This is a genomic window from Streptomyces sp. MCA2 (assembly GCF_023544705.1).
GTDB lineage: Bacteria > Actinomycetota > Actinomycetes > Streptomycetales > Streptomycetaceae > Streptomyces > Streptomyces decoyicus.
In genome coordinates, this window is sequence record NZ_JAMJFM010000011.1 from 97172 (window position 1) to 117717 (window position 20546).

Consider the following 20546-nt stretch of genomic DNA (forward strand, 5'->3'; position numbering starts at 1 on the left):
TATACTCCAAATGCCCCTGCTGTGCGGCCATATGGGAATGCCGCTTGCCCATGAGACGCACGAGACCGGTGAAAGGATGTGCGCCTTCAGGCGGCAACTTCATCTCGTTCGCCGTCGATTCACAAGTGCCGGACGGACGGGCGGAAGACATCGGTCCGGTCAGGCCCGCGCCCGCCGCCCGCCCGTGCGGGGGCTCCGGTCATCCGCCGCGCGGTCCGTCTCCCTCCCGGAGCGTCCGCACCTTCCGCAGCACCTCGTCCGCGCAGCCCCATGCCACGGTCACCCCCGCACCTCCGTGCCCGTAGTTGTGGACGCACGGCACGCCGCCGGGCAGCCGCTCCACCGCCAGCCGCACCGCCGGGCGGGCCGGTCGCAGCCCCACCTTGTGCGCCAGCACCCGGGCCCGCGCCAGCTCCGGGAAGCGCCGCGCGGCGCGCGCCACGATCGCCTCCGCCACCGCCGGATCGGGCTCCCGCGACCAGGCGTTCTCCCGCGCCGTCCCGCCCAGCACCACGCCGTACGGCTGCGGCAGCACATAGGTCGTCTGTGCCGCACCCGCCCCGGCGGACACGTACCACTCCTCGATACCGGGGTTCTCCACGATCACCACCTGCCCCTGGACCGGATGGACGTCCGGATCGGGTACGAGCTCGCGCGCGCCCAGTCCCGAGCAGTTCACGACCACGTCCGCGGCCCGGCCGGCCTCCGGCAGCGATGTGATCTCGCGCCGCTCCACGGTCCCGCCTGCGGCCGTCAACCGCTGCTCCAGGTAACGGAGATGGGCCGGCATGTCCACCAGGGGAGTGCGGGCCCGCCACCCCGACGCGGACCCCGCGGGGAGTTCCTCCGCGCTCGCCCGCCGCAACCCCGGCACCGCGTCGTGCCAGGCGGCCAGATCGTCCTCGGCGCCGTCGCCCGGATCGTGCCCGGCGCCCCGGCCGCCGGCCGTCGCCTCCGCCATCGTGCCCGTCACCATCCGGGCGCCCGTCTCCTCCGGCCGCTGCGCGAGTGCGGCGAGCACATGGAAGGACCGTACGGACCACTGCACCGCCCGGTCGTAAGGCTGAATGCGGTACGGCCAGCACAGCCCGCCGGCCACCGCCGACGTCGTGTCGCCCGCCGCGTCCCGGCTGAACACCCGCACCCGGTGCCCGTCCTCCGCCAGCGCGACCGCCGACGTCAGCCCGATCACGCCGCCGCCGACCACGCACATGTCCACGTCACCTGTGTCGATCGTCATGACGGGACGCTAACGGGTGGGACGGGAGTTGACGAAGGCGGGAGGGGTGGCGGGAAGTGGGGCGGGGAAGCGGCGGCCGGAAAAGGGGAGGACGCGGTGGGCGCGGCGGCCTAGCATGAGGCGGCCGTGCCCGGACCGGGGACGGTTTCGCAGAAGGACCCGGACCGGTGGACGGTCCGGACGACGAGGGCCCGGGCGCGCCGCCAAGCGCCGTAAACGATGCTGAGAGTGCCGCAGATCTTCACTGCCACCACGAGGTTCCGGAGGGCCGCCTCCGCCGGGCGATGACCGGCCGAGCGCGACGCACGGGGTCCGCTCCCGTTCCGCCGGCCGCGCCCGCCATCCGTACGCGCACCCGTGGCGAACTCCGCCGCTCCCGGCGGCCACGCGCCCACTCGTGCTGGGACCACCTCTACGCCGCCCCGCTGTGGCCGCTGCACGGCGCCAACCTCGGCACCCTGCTGCGTACCTGTGACGCGGTCGGCGCCTGTCTGACCGTGCCACGGTTCCCCTGGGTGCCCGAGGCGCTGGAGCGTGGCAATACGCTCCGCAGACCCGCCTGTGTGCACTGGACCGGTGATCCGCTGGGCTGGCTGGAGCGGCAGCGCGAGCGGGGGCTGCGGGTGGTGGGGGCGGAACTCGCCGACGAGGCGGTACGGCTGGCGGATCTGCCGGCGGCCAGGGAGCCGACGGTGCTGGTCCTGGGGCATGAGCAGCACGGGATTCCGCCCGAGGCGCTCGACCTGCTGGACGAGGTGGTGGAGATCCCGATGGTCGGGACCGGCGCCAGCCTCAATGTGGCGGTGGCGGGGTCGCTGGTGTTGTACCGGCTTGCGGGGCTGCTGTGAGCCGGGTGCCGGGTGCCGGGTGCCAGCAGGTCGGGTGCCGGTGCCGGGAGGCCGGGTGCCTGGAGGCGGGTGCGTACCCACGGGCCCACGGGCGTACGGGCCGGCGCCGCCTCCCCGCCATGCGTTCGTGATCTTGCGGTAACCCCGTGGCAGCGGTGCGGACCAGCCCGGACCTTAGGCTGGTAGCAGCACCGTTGGCCGATGCCGCCCCTCGGATCCGCTTTCCGCCGTCCGTATGCCGTTGTCTGAGGAGGCCCATGCTCCGCCTGCCGCGCGCCGTCCCCGCCTGGCTGGCCCACCCCTTCCGCTGGCAGCGACTGCCCGTGCCCTGGGCGGCCGTGGCCCGCGGTGCGCTGTGCGCCGGGCCGCTGCTGGGTGCGGGCATCGCGACCGGTCACCCGGCGGCCGGTGTCCTGACCGGTCTCGGCTCGATGCTGGCGGGGGTCAACGACCGCCCCGGCACCCGGCGCACCGGCATCGTCCATATCGGTCTCCCCGCCCTCGCGACGGCACTCGGCATGCTGATCGGCGCCACGCTCCAGGCGGCCGACGCGGAGTGGTGGATCGTTCCGGCCCTGTTCGCCGTCGGCTTCGTCTCGGGCGCGGGCAGCGTGGCCGGGCCGGTGCGCTCCAACGCCGGGATGCAGATGCTGGCCGCCACCATCCTGGGCGCCGGGATGCCGCTGCCCGGGGCGCCGTGGGAGAAGGCCCTCTATGTCCTCGCCGGCTGCCTGTGGCTGCTCCTGCTGCGGCTCGTACTGCGCTCGCCGCGGCCCGCGGGCGGTGCGCTCAGCGGCGAGCGAGCGGCGGTCGCCACGGTCTTCGACGCGCTTGCCGACGCCCTGGGCGCGGCGGGCGGGCCCGGTGCCGAGCCCGCCAGGCGCCGGCTGACCGCCGCGCTCGACCGCGCCGACGAGGCCCTGCGGCTGCGGCGGCTCACCAGCCGGCTGCTGCACCGTCCCGCCCGTACGGAAGAACTCCTGCTCACCGAGCGGTTCGCCGCGGCCACCGCACTGTGCGAGGCCAGCGTGGCGCTGCTGTGGGAGGCCCGCCCGCTGCCGTCCCACGTGGCGGAGAGCCCGCGGCGGTTCGCCGAAGCCCTGCGCACCGGGCGGTCCCCGGGCCGGCTGTCCGCCCCGGAGACGAGTACGGCCGCGCGCGGCGCCTTCGACCAGGCGTTGCTGGACGCCGTGGTCGCGTTCGCCCGCCAGGAGCCGCTGCCCGCGGCGCAGGAGCTGCCGGTACCGGCAGCTTCCGGCCGCCCGGCCTGGTCGGCCGTGCCCCGGTCCGTGGTGCGTGCGGCGCTCGCTGCCCTCGGCGGGCGGACGCGGCGCGGGCGCAGCCTGTTCGGGCCCGCCGGGCGGGACTACGGCCTGCGGGTCGCCGTCTGCATCGCGGCCAGCGCCGCCGTGGCCCTGCTGCTGCGCCCGGAACACTGGTACTGGCTCCCGGCGACCACCACCTTCCTCGTCAAGCCGGACCTGGGCCCGCTCTTCTCCCGTACGGTCAACCGCTTCGCGGGGACCGTCGCCGGTGTGCTGGTCTTCGCCGGGGCGGGCCTGCTGCTGACGGGTTCGTGGTGGCCCGCGCTGGTGGCGGGCGCGGGCGGCGCGCTGCTGCCGTTCGCCACCCGCCACTTCGCGCTCCAGACCGTCGCGATCACCCTCATGGTGCTCTCGTTCGTGCACGTCAGCGGCGACCCGGGGGCCGCCGCCGAGCGGATCGTCGACACCTCCATCGCCTGCGGCATCGTGCTCGTCGTCGGACATCTGCCCCGGCTCGCCGACCCGCGCCGCAGGGTCGGCCATCGGGTCACCTCGGCGCTGCGCAGCACCGAGGACTTCCTCCGGCACGTCCTGGAGCCGGAACCGGGCACCGACCCCACCCGGCGGCTGGCGCTGCGCCGCGCCGCCTACCGGGCGCTGGGGGAGGCCAGGGCGGCAGCGGAGACCGCCGCCGCCGAATTCCTCGCCGCCCGCGACCGCAACCCCGACTGGCTGACCGTCGTCACCGCGGCCGAACGCATCGTCGATGCCGCGACCGCCTGCGCGGTACGCCTCGACCACGGCGCCCACCGCCCGAGCGTGGCCGAGGCCGAGCGGCTGTGCCAGGCACTGTCCGCGATGGCCGACGCCCTGGAGGACCCGGTCCGCCGGCCCGACGCCGGTCTGCCGGGCCCCGATCTGCTGCCGGTTCCGGACTGCGCCACGCTCACGGACGTCGCGACGGAACTGGAGCGCATCCGTGGCTATGCGGGGGCGTCCTGAGCCGAGGGCGCGCCGTGCCGCACCGTCCGGCGCCGCGCCCCGTGGGCCACACCCGCGAGGACGAGCGCGAGGGCCGTCAGCAGGGCGCTCACCCACAGCGGCGAGCGGAAACCGAGCCCGGCCGTGAGCGCGGCGCCACCGCACCAGGGGCCGATCGCCGCGCCCACGTTGAGCGCCGCCGTGGCGAACCCGCCGCCCAGGGTCGGCGCCCCGGCCGCCGCATAGAGCACCTGTGAGACGAGGGCGGAGCCGACGGCGAACGACAGGGCTCCCTGGACGAAGACCAGCACCACGGCGGCCACCGGGTTCCCGGCGGTGAGCGCGAGGACGGTCCAGCCGAGGAGCAGGGCCGCTCCGCCGCCCACCAGGAGGGGGACCGGACGGGTGTCGGCGAGGCGGCCGCCGAGGCCGACCCCGACGAACGAACCCAGGCCGAAGACGGCCAGCACCGCGGGCACCCAACCGGCCCCGACGCCGGTGACGTCGGTGACCAGCGGCGCGAGATAGGTGAAGGCGCAGAACGTCGCCCCGTTCACCAGGGCGCCCAGCAGCAGCGTCACCACGAGCCGGGGGCTGCGCAGGGCGCGCAGCTCGCCGCGTGTGCCGGGGCCGGGGCCGGCGTCGTCGGACTGCCCGGCACCGTCGGCCGGTACGGACCGCAGGATCCCGAGAACGGCAGGCAGCGACATCAGCGCCACCGCCCAGAAGGCCGAGCGCCAGCCCCACAGTTGACCGAGCAGCGCACCGGCGGGCACACCCGCGACACACGCCAGGGTGGTGCCGCCGAGCAGGACGGACGTGGCACGTCCCTTGGCGTCGGGCGCGACCATGGCGGTCGCGGTCGCCAGGGCCACCGCCAGAAACCCGGCGTTGGCCAGCGCCGCGACGAACCGGGTGGCCAGCAGGACCCCGTAGTGGGTGGTGACCGCTCCGAGGACATGGACGAGCAGGAACGCGACCAGGAAGGCCAGCAGCGCGCGACGCCGTGACCAGCGCATGCTCAGCATCGCCAGCAGCGGCGCGCCGATGACCATGCCCACGGCGAAGACCGAGGTCAGCGAGCCCGCCGCCGAGAGCGAAATATGCAGATCACGGGCGATGTCCGGGAGGAGACCGGACAGCATGAACTCGGAGGTGCCTTGGGCGAACACCGCGAGTCCGAGCAGATGGAGAACGAATGGCACAGCACAACTCCGCAACCACAGGGGAACCGTAAAGGTGCGGCGGCAGGCGCAGCGGTACCCGTGACGAGGCGGAGAGAAGGACCGTCCGGCCGGGCACGCGCGGCCACCGCGCGAGACGACCTGGGGCATCGCCGGGGCGACGCGCACAACAGGTCGGAACTGGCCCGTACTACGGCGATCCGGTGGCAGGGAGGGCACGGCCGAGCGAGGACGCGGCACCGGGGTGGCGCGAGCGCGGGGCGGGGTGCGGAGCCACCGGAAGACCGGTGGCTAGCGTCTTGAGGCCTCGGGGCTGGACATAGGGGCAGGGTAGGCGAGCCGTGCGGACCCCGTCCAAGGAATTCGGCGACGGCGGAGCGGGACCGGCCGCCCGATGGCACCCGATGGCACCCGATGGCAGCTGCGTCCCCGGAGGCATGAGGGGCACGAGGTGCACGACGGCAGTCGCGGACGACGTGCGGCGCAGGCCGAGCCGGGTGTGTCCCCGGTCGGCCTGCGCCGTATCGCTCACTTCAGCGGCGGCGGGGTCCGGCTCGCTGCCGCCCGCCGCTGCCGTGGTCCGTCAGCGGCCGCCGCGCTCCTTGCCCAGGAGCCCGGCCCGCCGCAGGGCGTCCGCCATCGCGTCGTTGGCCGGCCCGGCGTCGCGGCGGCCCTGGCGGTCACCGCCGCGCTGCCCGCCGCCGCCCTGCCGCTGCCGCGGCGCACCGCCCCGGCCGCCCTCACGCGGCCCACGGCCGCCACCGGCACCGCTGCCGCTCGCACCGCCACGGCGCTCACCGCCGCCACCGGCACCGCTGCCGCTCGCACCGCCACGGCGCTCACCGCCGCCCGTCGCAGCGCCCTTGCCGTGCTCGTCGTCAAGTCGCAGCGTCAGCGAGATCCGCTTACGCGGAATGTCGACATCGAGTACCTTGACCCGCACGATGTCGCCCGGCTTCACCACGTCCCGCGGGTCCTTGACGAAGGTCTTCGACATCGCCGAGACGTGTACCAGACCGTCCTGATGGACCCCCACGTCCACGAACGCCCCGAAGGCGGCGACATTGGTCACCACGCCCTCCAGGAGCATCCCCGGTGCCAGATCGCCGATCTTCTCCACGCCCTCCTTGAAGGTCGCGGTCTTGAAGACCGGGCGCGGGTCGCGGCCCGGCTTCTCCAGCTCCTGGAGGATGTCGCCGACCGTCGGCAGACCGAAGGAGGCGTCGACGAAGTCCGCGGCCTTCAGGGTGCGCAGCACCGTCGGGTTGCCGATCAGCGAACCGACCTCGGTGTCCGCGGACTTCACCATCCGGCGCACCACCGGGTAGGCCTCCGGATGCACGCTGGAGGCGTCCAGCGGGTCGTCCCCGCCCCGGATCCGCAGGAAGCCCGCGCACTGCTCGTACGCCTTCGGGCCGAGCCGCGCCACGTCCTTGAGGGCCTTGCGGGAGCGGAACGGGCCGTTGCCGTCCCGGTGCGCCACGATGTTCTCGGCGAGGCCGGAGCCGATGCCCGACACCCGCGAAAGCAGCGGCGCGGACGCGGTGTTGACGTCCACACCGACACCGTTCACACAGTCCTCGACCACCGCGTCCAGCGAGCGCGACAGCTTCACCTCGGACAGGTCGTGCTGGTACTGCCCGACGCCGATCGACTTCGGGTCGATCTTGACCAGTTCGGCCAGCGGGTCCTGGAGCCGGCGGGCGATGGACACCGCGCCGCGCAGCGAGACATCCAGCTCGGGCAGTTCCTGCGAGGCGAACGCGGAGGCGGAGTACACCGAGGCGCCGGCCTCGGACACCATCACCTTCGTGAGCTTCAGCTCCGGCTGGGCGGCGATCAGATCGGCCGCCAGCTTGTCGGTCTCGCGGGAGGCGGTGCCGTTGCCGATCGCGATCAGCTCGACATCGTGCTCGCGGGCCAGCTTCGCCAGCGTGGCCAGTGAGGCGTCCCACTTCTGCTGCGGTACATGGGGGTAGATGGTCTCCGTGGCGGCCACCTTGCCGGTCGCGTCGACCACGGCGACCTTCACTCCTGTACGGAAACCGGGGTCCAGGCCCATCGTGGCGCGCGTACCGGCGGGCGCCGCGAGCAGCAGGTCGCGCAGGTTCGACGCGAAGACCCGCACCGCCTCGTCCTCGGCGGCCTGCCGCAGCCGCAGCCGCAGATCGATACCGAGGTGCACCTGCACCCGGGTGCGCCAGGCCCAGCGGACGGTGTCCTGGAGCCACTTGTCGCCGGGCCGGCCCCGGTCGGTGATGTCGAAGCGGTGCGCGATGGACCGCTCGTACGCGCTGGGGCCCTCGGTGGCCGCCGACGGGTCCTCCGGCTCCAGGGCGAGATCGAGGACCTCCTCCTTCTCGCCGCGGAACATCGCCAGCACCCGGTGCGAGGGCAGTTCGGTGAACGGCTCGGCGAAGTCGAAGTAGTCGGCGAACTTCGCGCCGGCCTCCTCCTTGCCCTCGCGCACCTTCGCCGCGACCCGGCCGCGCGACCACATGCGTTCGCGCAGCTCGCCGATCAGGTCGGCGTCCTCGCTGAACCGCTCGGTCAGGATGGCCCGCGCGCCCTCCAGGGCGGCGGCCGGATCGGCGACGCCCTTGCCGTCGTCCACGAACGCCGCGGCGGCCGTGGCCGGATCCACCGACGGATCGCTCAGCAGGCCGTCGGCGAGCGGCTCCAGCCCCGCCTCCCGCGCGATCTGCGCCTTGGTGCGCCGCTTGGGCTTGAACGGGAGGTAGATGTCCTCCAGCCGCGCCTTGGACTCGGCGCCGCGGATCTGCGCCTCCAAGGCGGCGTCCAGCTTGCCCTGGGACCGTACGGACTCCAGGATCGCGGTCCGCCGCTCTTCCAGTTCCCGCAGATAGCGCAGCCGTTCCTCGAGCGAGCGCAGCTGCGCGTCGTCGAGCGTCTCGGTGGCTTCCTTGCGGTAGCGCGCGATGAACGGGACGGTCGAACCGCCGTCGAGCAGTTCGACCGCGGCCTTCACCTGCCGCTCCTTGACGCCGAGTTCCCCGGCGATCCTCGCTTCGATGGTCCCGAGGGCCCCGATGGACTCAGTGGATGCCGTCACGTTGATCCTGCCCCGCCTTCCAGCGCTTGCTTGAGCCTGCATTGTGCCGGGTGGCGGGCCGGACTGTCGCGCCGCCCAGCCGCCCGGGGTGTCCGCGAAGTCCCCGCGTCCGCCCGGAGGCCGAAAAGGGACATCGCGGCCGCCCGGCTCCGGGGCGCGGGACGGCGCGTCCGCACCCCGGGGCCCTGAGGCCTGTGGGCGCTCTACTTGCCGAACAGCACCGCGGGAAACGCCCCGGCGTCCATGGCGGTGGTGGTGAAGCCGGTGGCCAGCTCGGTGAGGCGGGCCACGCCCTCGGCGCCCACGTGCTCGTACGGGGCCCGGTCCAGCCGGTCGGTCGTGCGCTCCAGCTCCTTGCGCAGCAGGACTCCGGCCTCGGTCAGCTCGCCCTCGGCGTCCAGGAGCCCACGGGACCGCAGCCGCTCCTGTGCGGCCTGCCAGTCCTCCTCCGACCAGCCGCGGGTCGCCATGACGCCCTTGTGGCTCATCCCCCGGCCGCTGGCGGTGTGGGTGACCAGCGCCTCCAGGCCGTCCAGTTCGGCGTCCAGCAGCGCTATCAGGTGGCCGTCGCCACGGTGTTCGCGCAGCAGCGTCGCGGCGTGCCAGTAGGCCAGGTGCGGGGCGTCCGGCACCGGCAGGTCGGCGTGCGCGGCGTACAGCGGCCGGGCCCGGCGGGTGCAGGCCTCGGCGGCGCGCAGCGCCAGCTTCGCCGCCTCCGCCATCTCCGGGGACTCGACGGCCTCCGCGCCGAGCAGCCGGCGCAGCGTGGCGTCCGCGGCGCGCAGCCGGGCGTCCAGCACGTCCTGCGGCGTGGTGACGGTCCAGACCTGCGGGACGTGCTGGGCGACGAGCTCGTGCTTGAAGTTGTAGAAGGTGGCCGTGATGGTGCCGGGGCCCACGGCACCCATGGCCGCGCCCCGGCAGGCGAAGTAGCCGGCGCTGCGGTTCTCGATGCCGAGCCCGGCCATCTCCGCGGGCAGCTCCGGCGCGAAGTAGTGCGTGGAGTGGAAGGGGTTGATGACGTTGTGGCAGGTACGCCCGGCCTGCTCGGGCAGTGCGCTGGAAGAGGTCATACAGGCAGGGTACCGACCCGTCGGTATGGAGGTGGTTCCAGGGGCCCGGACGACAGTCGTACGGAGGCTGCCGCCTTCCGATGGCAGGAAAGGTGGGTTTTCCGTCATTGCCGCCATCGGCGCCGCTGACCAGGATGGACGGTATGGAACAGCGTGATGTGCTCGTCGTTCTCTTCGACGGTGTGCAGGCCCTCGACGTCTGCGGACCGGTCGACGTCTTCAACGGGGCGTCCCAAGGGGTACCGGGCGCCTACCGGATCCGCACCGCCAGTCTCGACGGTGCCCCGGTCCGCACCACCAGCGGGCTGACGCTCGTCCCCGACCTCACGCTCGCCGCCGCCGAGGCTCCGCACACCCTGCTGGTGCCCGGCGGCCAGGGCACCCGTACCCCCGACCCCCGGCTGATCGACTGGCTGCGCGGCAACGCGCACCGCGCCCGGCGGAAGGTCTCGGTGTGCAGCGGAGCGCTGCTGCTGGCCGAGGCCGGGCTGCTGGACGGCCGCCGCGCGACGACCCACTGGATGCTCTGCGGCACCCTCGCCGAGCGGTTCCCCGCGGTGCACGTGGAACCCGAGCCGATCTATGTACGGGACGGCGATCTGGCCACCTCCGCGGGCGTGACGGCCGGTATCGACCTCGCGCTGGCCCTCGTGGAGGAGGACCTCGGCCGGGACCTCGCGCTGACCATCGCCCGGCATCTGGTCGTCTTTCTGCGGCGTCCGGGCAATCAGACCCAGTTCAGCGCCCAGCTCGCCGCGCAGACCGCACAGCGCAGGCCGCTGCGTGACGTACAGCAGTGGATCACCGAGAACCCGGCGGCGGACCTCTCCGTCGACGCCCTCGCGGAGCGCGCGAGCCTCTCCCCGCGGCACTTCGCCCGCGCGTTCCGCGACGAGGTGGGCATGACACCGGGGCGCTATGTCGACCGGGTACGCCTGGAGGCCGCCCGCCGGCATCTGGAGGACACCGTCGACGGCATCGAGCAGGTGGCGCGCCGCTGCGGCTACGGCACTCCCGAGGCGATGCGCCGCGCCTTCCTCCGCGCGCTGGGCGCCTCCCCGGCCGAATACCGCCGCCGCTTCCAGCCGGCCCGGCCGCCCGTGCCCACCGCCTGAACCGCGCCGGCCGCCACGACCCCACCAGGCCGCCACGACCCACTCCGCCGGCACCGCTCACCCGCCGTGCCGGCACCACTTCCGACCGACAGGAACCGATATGCAGCTCGCGATCCTCCTCTACGACCGCTTCACCACGCTGGACGCCGTCGGCCCCTACGACACCCTCAGCCGGCTGCCGGGGGCGGAGGCGGTGTTCGTCGGCGAGCGCACCGGCCCGTACCGCAATGACCTCGGTTCGCTCGCGCTGGTCGCCGACGCCACCCTGGGCGAGGTCACCGCACCGGACATCCTCGTCGTGCCCGGCGGCCCGGGACAGACCGCACAGATGGCGGACGGCCCGGTGCACGAGTGGATCCGCGCCGTGGACGCCGGCACCACCTGGACCACCTCGGTGTGCACCGGCTCGCTGATCCTGGGCGCCGCGGGCCTCCTCAAGGGGCGCCGGGCGACCTCCCACTGGCTCGCGCTGGACCAGCTCCCCGCGCTGGGGGCCGAGCCGACCGGGGAGCGGGTGGTCATCGACGGCAAGTACGTCACGGCGGCGGGTGTCTCGTCCGGTATCGACATGGGGCTGACGCTGGCCGGCCGGATCGCCGGGGACACCGTGGCCCAGACGATCCAGCTCGGCATCGAATACGACCCGCAGCCGCCTTACGACGCGGGCTCCCCGGACAAGGCGCCGGCCGAGGTCACCGCGTCGCTGCGGGAGCGCGGCCGGTTCGTGCTGGAAGGGGAGGAGTGAGGAGCCGGCCCATGGGCTCCTGACAGGCCCCGCTGTCAGCCCGTGGGCCAGGTGAAGCGCGGCGCCCTGCGCTCCAGGAAGGCGGCGGCACCCTCCGCGGTGTCGCCGCTCGCGCGCGCCTGCGCGGCCCAGAAGGCGCCGCGCTCGTCGGCCTCGGCCGGCGGTACGTCCCAGGTCCCGTTGGCCAGCTCCTTCGCCGCGGTCTGCGTCAGCAGCGACCGGCTGGCCAGTACGGCCGAGAACTCCGTCACCCGCTTGTCCAGCTCGCCCGCGGCCAGCACCTCGTCCACCAGGCCCGTACGCAGCGCCCGCGCACAGTCGATCAACTCACCGGAGAACAACAGGTACTTGGCGGCCGACAGCCCCACCAGCCGGACCAGCCGCCGGGTGGCGGACGCCGGATAGGCGACCGCCAGCTTGGCGGGCGTCACCCCGAACAGCGCGCCCTCCTCCGCGAACCGCAGATCGCAGGCGGCCGCCAACTGGGCGCCGCCGCCCACGCAGTAGCCGCGTATCGCCGCCAGCGTCGGCCCGGGGAACGCCGCCAGCGCCTCCTCGGCCGCCACCGCCAGGCCCTGCGACTCACCCGCCGCCTCCCGCAGCGATCCGATGTCCGCGCCCGCGCAGAAGGTCCCGCCCTCGCCGGTCAGCACCAGCGACCGGACGGAGCGGTCGGCCGCCAGCCGCTCCAGCAGCGGCGGCAGATCCCGCCACATCTGCACGGTCATCGCGTTCCGCTTGCCGGTATTGCTGATGGTGACGGTGGCTGTGCCGTCGCTGACATGCGTCTTCAGACCGGGTTCCATGCTCCGGATATTAGAGCGACCGCCACGGACCGGGCCGGATACGATCGGCGGCCTGATGTCAGCAACTCTCGTCGCCAAAGACCTCGCCGCCGGCCACGGCGAGCGCGTCCTGTTCTCCGGTCTCGATCTGGTCGTCGCCCCCGGCGACGTGGTCGGCCTCGTCGGTGCCAACGGTGCGGGCAAGTCCACGCTGCTGCGCCTGCTGGCCGGCCTGGACACCCCGGAGGACGGCAAGCTCTCGCTCAGCCCGCCCACCGCCACCGTCGGCCACCTCCCGCAGGAGCCCGACCGCCGCCCGGGGGAGACCGTACGGGCCTTCTTCGCCCGCCGTACGGGCGTGACCGACGCCCAGCTCGCCCTGGACACCGCCACCCAGGCGCTGGTCGACGAGCGGCCCGGCGCGGACGACGCCTACGCCACGGCGCTGGAGCGCTGGCTCGCGCTGGGCGCGGCCGACCTGGACGAGCGCGCCGAGGAGACCGCCGAGCAGCTCGGCCTGTCCATCGGCCTCGACCAGCCGATGACGACGCTCTCCGGCGGTCAGGCGGCCCGTGCCTCGCTCGCCTCGCTGCTGCTCTCCCGTTACGACATCTTCCTGCTGGACGAGCCCACCAACGACCTCGATCTGGACGGCCTGCACCGCCTGGAGTCCTTCGTCACGGGGCTGCGCGCCGGCACTGTCCTGGTCAGCCACGACCGCGAGTTCCTGACCCGTACGGTCACCCGCGTCGTCGAACTCGACCTCGCCCAGCAGCAGGTCAACACCTACGGCGGCGGCTACACCTCCTACCTGGAGGAGCGCGAGCGGGCCCGGCGTCATGCGCGTGAGCAGTACGAGGAGTACGCCGACACCAAGGCCGGTCTGGAGACCCGGGCACACACCCAGCGCAACTGGATGGAGAAGGGCGTCAAGAACGCCCGCCGCAAGGCCCCCGACAACGACAAGATCGGCCGCAAGGCCCGCGTGGAGGCCACCGAGAAGCAGGCCGCCAAGGCCAAGCAGACCCAGCGCCTGATCGAGCGGCTCGATGTCGTCGAGGAACCGCGCAAGGAGTGGGAGCTGCGGATGGAGATCGCCGCCGCGCCACGGGCCGGCGCGGTCGTGGCCACCCTGCGCGGCGCGGAGGTCCGGCGCGGCGACTTCCGCTTCGGCCCGGTGGACCTCCAGATCGACTGGGCGGACCGGGTCGCCATCACGGGCCCCAACGGCTCCGGCAAGTCGACCCTGCTCGCCGCCCTCCTCGGCCGGCTCCCACTGGACACGGGGCATGCGGCCCTGGGCCCCGGCGTGGTCGTCGGCGAGGTCGACCAGGCACGCGGCCGGCTCTTCGGCGCCCACGGCCTGGGCGACGAACCGCTGATGGACGCGTTCCGGGCCTGTGTCCCCGATCTGCCGCCCGCCGAGGTGCGCACCCTGCTGGCGAAGTTCGGGCTGAAGGCGGCGCATGTGCTGCGCCCGGCGCGCACGCTGTCGCCGGGGGAGCGGACCCGTGCCGCGCTGGCCCTCCTCCAGGGCCGCGGGGTCAACCTCCTCGTCCTGGACGAGCCCACCAACCACCTCGATCTGCCGGCCATCGAACAGCTGGAGTCCGCACTCGCCTCGTACCCGGGCACCCTGCTGCTGGTGACGCACGACCGCCGGATGCTCGACGCGGTGCACACCACCCGCCGTATCGAGGTCGACGGCGGACGGATCACCGACCGGACGGTGTGAGAACGCCGCGGGAGCGCTGCGCGGACGCGGTGGGAGGGTGGACGGACCGCCGCCCGGCCGCCCGCGCACACCGGGGCCGGCGGGCCCGCGGCACCCGTGGTGATTATCGATTTGGTCCTGACGCGGCCGACCCGTAGTGTGGTGTTCACCGACGCGGGGTGGAGCAGCTCGGTAGCTCGCTGGGCTCATAACCCAGAGGTCGCAGGTTCAAATCCTGTCCCCGCTACTGAAGACAGCGCAGCAGGCCCGGTGCCCAGGCACCGGGCCTTTGTGCTGTGGTCCCACGTGGGCCGCCGCGATGGCGAGGATCGCGCGGCGGCCCCGGCGGGTAAGTCCGCAAACCACTGGTGAAACGAACAGACCCGGTCGCCGGTTCGGTCGAACCATTCGGAATCGGTCATCAAGCGTCGATAGGCGCTGACTTGTGTTCAGCTGGCCGGTCCGGACCAACGCATTCTCAACACTCTTCCTGTGAGGATGCCTTCAGGACCCCCTGCTGAACCCCCCGAAGAGCTGACCTCCCCGCTCGCGTACGAAGGTGTCTGGCGGTTCACCGCCCCGGCACTGGAGGCCTCGGTGCCGCAGGCACGGCACGCGGTCCGGGATCTGCTCGACGAACAGCGTGTGCCCGTGGCCGCCGAGATCATGGACGGCCTGTTGCTCATCGTCTCCGAACTCGTCACCAACGCCGTCCGGCACGCCGCCCTGCTCTCGCCCCAGATCGCCGTCCAGGTCACCATCGGGGCGAACTGGCTACGGGTCGCGGTCGAGGACAATCACCCCTACCGCCCCAAGGCACTGGAGGCGGAGCAGGGTGATGTCGGCGGCCGCGGCCTGTGGCTCGTCAAGACGCTCACCGCGGAGGCGGGCGGCAAATGCGACGTCGAGAACACGAGGAGCGGCGGCAAGGCCATCTGGGCCGAGCTGCCGCTCACCCCGCTCGCTACCAGCCCGCCGACTGTCCTGTGAGCTCGCGCACCGCCGGACGTGCCGCGTCCAGGACGGTCATGAACCACGCGGAGAACGGCGCCTCGGCATGCCGCTCGGCCAGCTCCTGCGGCGTCACGAACGCGATCTCGCCGATCTCCTCGGGATCGGGCGCCGGCTCGGCCCGCACCAGCCCGACGAACAGGTGGTTGTACTCCTGCTCCACCAGGCCGGAGGCCGGGTCGGGATGGTTGTAACGCACGGTGCCCGCCTCGGCCAGCAGGGCGGGCGCCAGGCCCAGCTCCTCGGAGGTGCGCCGGGCCGCGGCCACGAACGGCGCCTCGCCGGGATACGGGTGGCCGCAGCAGGTGTTGGACCACACACCGGGGGAGTGGTACTTCCCCAGTGCCCGGCGCTGGAGCAGCAGCCGCCCCTTCTCGTCGAAGAGGAAGACGGAGAACGCCCGGTGCAGCTGCCCGGGAGGCTGGTGGGCCGCGAGCTTCTCCGCGGTGCCGATCGTCGTACCGTCCTCGTCGACCAGCTCCAGCATGATCGGTTCGGCGGTGCCGCCCGGTGTGCTCACCGCCGGGTACCCGGCGGTCTGTCCGTTGGCAGGTGTGATCGGCATGCCCATCCTTGTCGTCGGTCTTCGACGCCAAGTCTGCCCTAGCCGGGTCCGCATCACCGGCAGAGTGGGTGCGCGGCGCCACATGCCCGCGCGCCGGTCAGGGCGTGCGCCCGGCCGTGAGATGGTCCACATCCGCTGCCGCGCCCCGGATCCGGCCTGATCCGAACGACAGGCCCTGGCCCCCGACGCGGCGGAGACCGTGCGGCCCGGTGACGGCACCGGCCGGACCGCGCTCGCCCGCGGACCCGGAATGGCACACACCACACCTGCCCCGGCACAACCCGCCCGCCCCGTGATCAGCCCTCTCATAACCGGCACCGGAGGTAACACCAGGTCCGCGGGCCAGTTGTTCATGCGCCACCTGATCCACCATGATGATCGCGGCAGGCGCAGCCGGCGGTCACTCGATCGTGCGGTGAATGCGCGGTGAACGGCCGCATCCGGCGATCCGATAGCCTCTGCCGACGTGCCACCCAGCCCTCCGGGCGCCAGGTGTGCCACGCCCGCTGCCCGGGTAGTTCGTATCGAATGTGGATCGATCGCGAACCGTCCGTGCTGCCTTGTCAGCATCCAAGGAGTGAGTTCGTCTGTCGACCGCCATCCTCACCGGTCCGCCGGTCGCCGGGTCGCCGCTCGAAGCCGACCTGCGCACGCTGGGCTTTGACGTCCGCACGGCGAACGATGCCGCAACCGCCGCCGAGCTCCTCGCCGCGGTGCCCGCGCAGGAGCGGGTCGCCGTCGTCGACCCCCGCTTCGTCGGCCATCTGCATGCCCTGCGGCTCGCGCTGACCGACCCCCGCTTCCCCGCCGCGGCCGTGCCGGGCGCGCTCACCGCGCAGCCCGGGGCCCGCGCCGCGCTGGCCCGCGCGTTCGGCAGGATCCCGGTCGGCGCCGGCACCGCCCACCTCACGGATGTCCTCACCGACACCCTCACCGAGTCCCTCGACCGCGAGGAGACCCCTCTCCACCGCGTCGAGCTGGGCAGCCTGGTCGCCACCGTCGCGCTCACCCCGGCGCAGCGCGAGGACGCCCGGGAGGCCGTCGCCGCCGTCGACGACGAGGCCGTACGGCTGCGCACCGCCGTGAAGTCCCGCGACGGGTTCTTCACGACGTACGGCATCAGCCCGTACTCCCGCTACCTCGCCCGCTGGTGCGCGCGCCGCGGGCTCACCCCGAACCAGGTCACCACCGCGTCGCTGCTCACCGCGCTGATCGCGGCCGGCTGCGCGGCCACCGGAACCCGCGGCGGCTACATCGCCGCCGGCCTCCTGCTGCTGTTCTCCTTCGTCCTGGACTGCACCGACGGGCAGCTCGCCCGCTACTCCCTCCAGTACTCGACGATGGGCGCCTGGCTCGACGCCACCTTCGACCGGGCCAAGGAGTACGCGTACTACGCGGGCCTCGCCCTGGGCGCGGCCCGTGGCGGGGATGACGTCTGGGCGCTGGCGCTCGGCGCGATGGTGCTGATGACCTGCCGCCATGTCGTCGACTTCTCCTTCAACGAGGCGAACCACGACGCCAGCGCCAACACCAGTCCCACCGCCGCCCTCTCCGGCAAGCTCGACAGCGTCGGCTGGACGGTCTGGGTGCGCCGCATGATCGTGCTGCCCATCGGTGAGCGCTGGGCCATGATCGCGGTGCTCACCGCGCTGACCACCCCGCGCATCGTCTTCTACGCCCTGCTCATCGGCTGCGCACTGGCCGCCTGCTACACCACGGCAGGACGGGTACTGCGCTCCCTGACCCGCCGGGCCCGGCGCACCGACCGCGCCGCCCGGGCACTGGCCGACCTCGCCGACTCCGGGCCGCTCGCCGAGCTGATCGCGGGCCGCGCCCGCGGCCGCGGCCGCACCGGCTCCTTCCTGGCGCCCGTCATGGCATTTCTCTCAGCCGCCGTGCTGCTGGTCTGGGTGATTTTCCAGGACGACCCCGCGTCCTGGCTCACCGTCGGCGTCGCCGTCTGCTCCGCGCTGCTGGCCGGCGCGGCCGTGGCCCGGCCGCTCAAGGGCGCCCTCGACTGGCTGGTGCCGCCCTTCTTCCGGGCCGGCGAGTACGTCACCATCCTGGTGCTGGCCGCCCGTGCGGACGTCCCCGGAGCGCTGCCCGCGGCGTACGGGCTGGTCGCGGCGGTCGCCTACCATCACTACGACACGGTCTACCGCATCCGCGGTGGCACCGGAGCCCCTCCGCGGTGGCTGGTCCGGGCGACCGGCGGACATGAGGGACGGATCATCGTGATCACCGTCCTCGCCGCCGCGCTGTCCCCCTCAGGTTTCACAATCGCGCTGACGGCCCTTGCTGTGGTCCTGGCGCTGCTGGTGCTCATCGAGAGCATCCGCTTCTGGGTGTCCTCCCAAGCACCCGCCGTACACGATGAAGGAGAACCCGCATGATCGGCCTCGTGCTGGCTGCCGGCGCCGGACGGCGTCTGCGCCCCTACACCGACACCCTGCCGAAGGCTCTGGTGCCGGTCGACGGGGACACGACCATTCTCGACCTGACCCTCGGCAACTTCGCCGAGATCGGCCTGACCGAGGTCGCGATCATCGTCGGCTACCGCAAGGAAGCCGTCTACGAGCGCAAGGAGGCCCTGGAGCAGAAGTACGGCCTCAAGCTCACCCTCATCGACAACGACAAGGCCGAGGAGTGGAACAACGCCTACTCCCTGTGGTGCGGCCGTGACTCGATCAAGCACACCGTGATCCTCGCCAACGGCGACACCGTGCACCCGGTCTCCGTCGAGAAGACCCTGCTCGCCGCCCGCGGCGACGGCAAGAAGATCATCCTCGCGCTGGACACCGTCAAGCAGCTCGCCGACGAGGAGATGAAGGTCGTCGTGGACCCCGCCAAGGGCGTCCAGAAGATCACGAAGCTGATGGACCCGGCCGAGGCGACGGGCGAGTACATCGGTGTCACCCTCATCGAGGGCGAGGCCGCCGAGGAGCTGGCCGACGCCCTGAAGACCACCTTCGAGCGGGACCCCGACCTCTACTACGAGGACGGCTACCAGGAGCTCGTCAACCGTGGCTTCAAGGTGGACGTGGCACCGATCGGCGACGTCAAGTGGGTCGAGATCGACAACCACGACGACCTGGCGAAGGGCCGTGACATCGCATGCCAGTACTGACCCGCCTCATCCCGTCCCCGGTCGTCGTCGACATCAACGCCGGCGCCCTGGACGACCTGGCGGGCCTGCTGGCCGATCAGCGCATCTCCGCGTCGGGCAAGCTCGCCATCGCGATCAGCGGCGGCTCGGGGGCACGGCTGCGTGAGCGGCTGTCCCCCGCGCTGCCCGGCGCCGAGTGGTACGAGGTCGGCGGCGGCACCCTGGACGAAGCGATCAAGCTCGCCGACGCCATGAAGAAGGGGCACTACGACGCGGTCGTGGGCCTCGGCGGCGGCAAGATCATCGACTGCGCCAAGTTCGCCGCCGCGCGGATCGGTCTGCCGCTGGTCGCCGTGGCGACGAACCTGTCGCACGACGGCCTGTGCTCGCCGGTCGCCACCCTCGACAACGACGCGGGCCGCGGCTCCTACGGTGTGCCGAACCCGATCGCCGTGGTGATCGACCTCGACATCATCCGTGAGGCCCCGGTCCGGTTCGTCCGCTCCGGTATCGGCGACGCGATCTCCAACATCTCCGCGGTCCGGGACTGGGAACTCTCGCACCGGGAGACCGGCGAGGCGATCGACGGACTGGCCGCCGCCATGGCACGCCAGGCCGGTGAGGCCGTGCTCCGCCACCCCGGCGGGGTCGGTGACGACGCCTTCCTCCAGGTGCTGGCCGAGGGCCTGGTCCTGACCGGCATCTCGATGTCGGTGGCCGGCGACAGCCGTCCGGCGTCCGGCGCCTGCCACGAGATCAACCACGCGCTCGACATCCTCTACCCCAAGCGTGCGGCGAGCCACGGCGAACAGTGCGGCCTCGCCGCGGCGTTCGCCACGCATCTGCGCGGGGACAAGGAGACCCGGGACCTGATGGTCGAGGTGCTGCGCAGGCACGGCCTGCCGGTCACGCCGGGTGAGATCGGCTTCACCGACGAGGAATTCGTCCAGGCCGTCGAGTACGCACCCAAGACCCGCCCGGGGCGCTACACCATCCTGGAGCACCTCGACCTGTCCACCGACCAGATCAGGGACGCTTACGCCGACTATGCACAAGCCATCGGTAGCTGAGCTCCGCCCGGTCGTTCACCCCCCGGGTGTGAAGGACCGGCGGAGCGGCGAGCACTGGGCCGGCCGGCTCTACATGCGCGAGCTCTCCTTGCGCATCGACCGGCACCTGGTGAACACGAAGGTCACGCCCAACCAGCTGACCTACCTGATGACCGTCTTCGGCGTCCTCGCCGCCCCGGCCCTGCTGGTGCCGGGGATCGCGGGCGCCGTGCTCGGCGTGCTGATGGTCCAGCTGTACCTGCTGCTCGACTGTGTCGACGGCGAGGTCGCCCGCTGGAAGAAGCAGTTCTCGCTCGGCGGGGTGTACCTGGACCGGGTCGGTGCCTACCTGTGCGACGCCGCGGTGCTGGTCGGCTTCGGCCTGCGCGCCGCCGATCTGTGGGGCTCCGGGCGGATCGACTGGCTGTGGGCCTTCCTCGGCACGCTCGCCGCCCTCGGCGCGATCCTGATCAAGGCCGAGACCGACCTCGTCGGTGTCGCCCGTCACCAGGGCGGGCTGCCGCCGGTCAAGGAGGCGGCGTCCGAGCCGCGCTCGTCCGGGATGGCGCTGGCCCGCAAGGCCGCCGCGGCACTGAAGTTCCACCGGCTCGTCCTCGGGGTCGAGGCGTCCCTGCTGATCCTGGCCCTGGCGGTGCTGGACACGATCAGGGGCGACCTGTTCTTCTCGCGCCTCGGCGTCGCCGTGCTCGCGGGCATCGCGATCGTGCAGACGCTGCTGCACCTCGTGTCCATCCTCGTCTCCAGCAGGCTCAAGTGACGGGGGCCGGTGTG

The 20546-nt window shown here is 73.0% G+C and carries 16 protein-coding genes and 1 tRNA gene; 11 read left to right on the top strand and 6 right to left on the bottom strand.

Annotation, left to right across the window (positions count from 1 at the left end; translation table 11 throughout):
• Nucleotides 1-199: 199 nt before the first annotated feature.
• Nucleotides 200-1240, bottom strand: a complete 1041-nt coding sequence (locus M8I34_RS11710; protein ID WP_250049353.1) for an FAD-dependent oxidoreductase — start codon at nucleotides 1238-1240, stop codon at nucleotides 200-202.
• 284 nt (nucleotides 1241-1524) lie between these two features.
• Here M8I34_RS11710 and M8I34_RS11715 point away from each other — a divergent pair, with 284 nt between their 5' ends.
• Both M8I34_RS11715 and M8I34_RS11720 read left to right on the top strand, forming a co-directional pair.
• Nucleotides 1525-2088: a TrmH family RNA methyltransferase gene (locus M8I34_RS11715; RefSeq protein ID WP_250049354.1), complete on the top strand. Its 564-nt coding sequence runs from the start codon at nucleotides 1525-1527 to the stop codon at nucleotides 2086-2088.
• A 257-nt stretch (nucleotides 2089-2345) separates the two neighbouring features.
• The gene (locus tag M8I34_RS11720) at nucleotides 2346-4355 is read left to right on the top strand and encodes an FUSC family protein (RefSeq protein ID WP_250049355.1); all 2010 of its coding nucleotides are present in this window, start codon (nucleotides 2346-2348) and stop codon (nucleotides 4353-4355) included.
• On the opposite strand, the gene M8I34_RS11725 is transcribed toward M8I34_RS11720, so the two are convergent.
• From M8I34_RS11725 to M8I34_RS11735, 3 genes are all read right to left on the bottom strand, one after another.
• On the bottom strand, nucleotides 4337-5539 hold the full coding sequence (locus tag M8I34_RS11725) for a Cmx/CmrA family chloramphenicol efflux MFS transporter (protein WP_250049356.1): 1203 nt from the start codon (nucleotides 5537-5539) through the stop codon (nucleotides 4337-4339). The two genes, M8I34_RS11720 and M8I34_RS11725, sit on opposite strands and share 19 nt — an antisense overlap.
• 562 nt (nucleotides 5540-6101) lie before the next feature.
• Nucleotides 6102-8591 (bottom strand): Tex family protein, encoded by a 2490-nt coding sequence (locus M8I34_RS11730; RefSeq protein WP_250049357.1) that lies wholly within the window; start codon nucleotides 8589-8591, stop codon nucleotides 6102-6104.
• 203 nt (nucleotides 8592-8794) lie between these two features.
• On the bottom strand, nucleotides 8795-9664 hold the full coding sequence (locus M8I34_RS11735) for a hypothetical protein (RefSeq protein WP_250049358.1): 870 nt from the start codon (nucleotides 9662-9664) through the stop codon (nucleotides 8795-8797).
• Between the two features lie 143 nt (nucleotides 9665-9807).
• Here M8I34_RS11735 and M8I34_RS11740 point away from each other — a divergent pair, with 143 nt between their 5' ends.
• Complete coding sequence (locus M8I34_RS11740; protein WP_250049359.1) at nucleotides 9808-10779, top strand: GlxA family transcriptional regulator; 972 nt, start codon at nucleotides 9808-9810, stop codon at nucleotides 10777-10779.
• A 100-nt stretch (nucleotides 10780-10879) separates the two neighbouring features.
• The gene (locus M8I34_RS11745) at nucleotides 10880-11524 is read left to right on the top strand and encodes a DJ-1/PfpI family protein (RefSeq protein WP_250049360.1); all 645 of its coding nucleotides are present in this window, start codon (nucleotides 10880-10882) and stop codon (nucleotides 11522-11524) included.
• A 35-nt stretch (nucleotides 11525-11559) separates the two neighbouring features.
• Here M8I34_RS11745 and M8I34_RS11750 read toward each other — a convergent pair whose 3' ends face one another.
• Nucleotides 11560-12330: an enoyl-CoA hydratase/isomerase family protein gene (locus M8I34_RS11750; protein WP_244417795.1), complete on the bottom strand. Its 771-nt coding sequence runs from the start codon at nucleotides 12328-12330 to the stop codon at nucleotides 11560-11562.
• A 55-nt stretch (nucleotides 12331-12385) separates the two neighbouring features.
• Between M8I34_RS11750 and M8I34_RS11755 the strand changes: the two genes are divergently transcribed.
• From M8I34_RS11755 to M8I34_RS11765, 3 genes are all read left to right on the top strand, one after another.
• Nucleotides 12386-14044: an ABC-F family ATP-binding cassette domain-containing protein gene (locus M8I34_RS11755; protein ID WP_250049361.1), complete on the top strand. Its 1659-nt coding sequence runs from the start codon at nucleotides 12386-12388 to the stop codon at nucleotides 14042-14044.
• A gap of 152 nt (nucleotides 14045-14196) precedes the next feature.
• Nucleotides 14197-14270 (top strand) — tRNA-Met (locus M8I34_RS11760).
• A 251-nt stretch (nucleotides 14271-14521) separates the two neighbouring features.
• Nucleotides 14522-15013, top strand: a complete 492-nt coding sequence (locus M8I34_RS11765) for an ATP-binding protein (RefSeq protein ID WP_250049362.1) — start codon at nucleotides 14522-14524, stop codon at nucleotides 15011-15013.
• Here M8I34_RS11765 and idi read toward each other — a convergent pair.
• Nucleotides 14988-15599 carry an isopentenyl-diphosphate Delta-isomerase gene (gene idi / locus M8I34_RS11770; RefSeq protein WP_250049363.1) on the bottom strand — a complete coding sequence of 204 codons (612 nt, stop codon included), beginning with the start codon at nucleotides 15597-15599 and terminating at the stop codon, nucleotides 14988-14990. The two genes, M8I34_RS11765 and idi, sit on opposite strands and share 26 nt — an antisense overlap.
• 587 nt (nucleotides 15600-16186) lie before the next feature.
• Between idi and M8I34_RS11775 the strand changes: the two genes are divergently transcribed.
• Genes M8I34_RS11775 through M8I34_RS11790 form a run of 4 tightly spaced genes read left to right on the top strand, consistent with a single transcriptional unit; the run spans nucleotide 16187 to nucleotide 20532 of the window.
• Entirely contained in the window at nucleotides 16187-17992 is a 1806-nt protein-coding gene (locus tag M8I34_RS11775; protein ID WP_250049431.1) for a DUF5941 domain-containing protein, read from the top strand.
• The gene (locus M8I34_RS11780) at nucleotides 17989-18726 is read left to right on the top strand and encodes a sugar phosphate nucleotidyltransferase (protein ID WP_030078949.1); all 738 of its coding nucleotides are present in this window, start codon (nucleotides 17989-17991) and stop codon (nucleotides 18724-18726) included. The genes M8I34_RS11775 and M8I34_RS11780 overlap by 4 nt, the downstream gene beginning before the upstream one ends.
• Nucleotides 18714-19775 (top strand): iron-containing alcohol dehydrogenase family protein, encoded by a 1062-nt coding sequence (locus M8I34_RS11785; RefSeq protein WP_030078947.1) that lies wholly within the window; start codon nucleotides 18714-18716, stop codon nucleotides 19773-19775. Before M8I34_RS11780 ends, M8I34_RS11785 begins: the two co-directional genes overlap by 13 nt.
• A complete protein-coding gene (locus tag M8I34_RS11790) occupies nucleotides 19753-20532 on the top strand; it encodes a CDP-alcohol phosphatidyltransferase family protein (protein WP_250049364.1) in 780 nt (259 codons plus the stop codon). The genes M8I34_RS11785 and M8I34_RS11790 overlap by 23 nt, the downstream gene beginning before the upstream one ends.
• The last annotated feature ends 14 nt before the right edge of the window (nucleotides 20533-20546 follow it).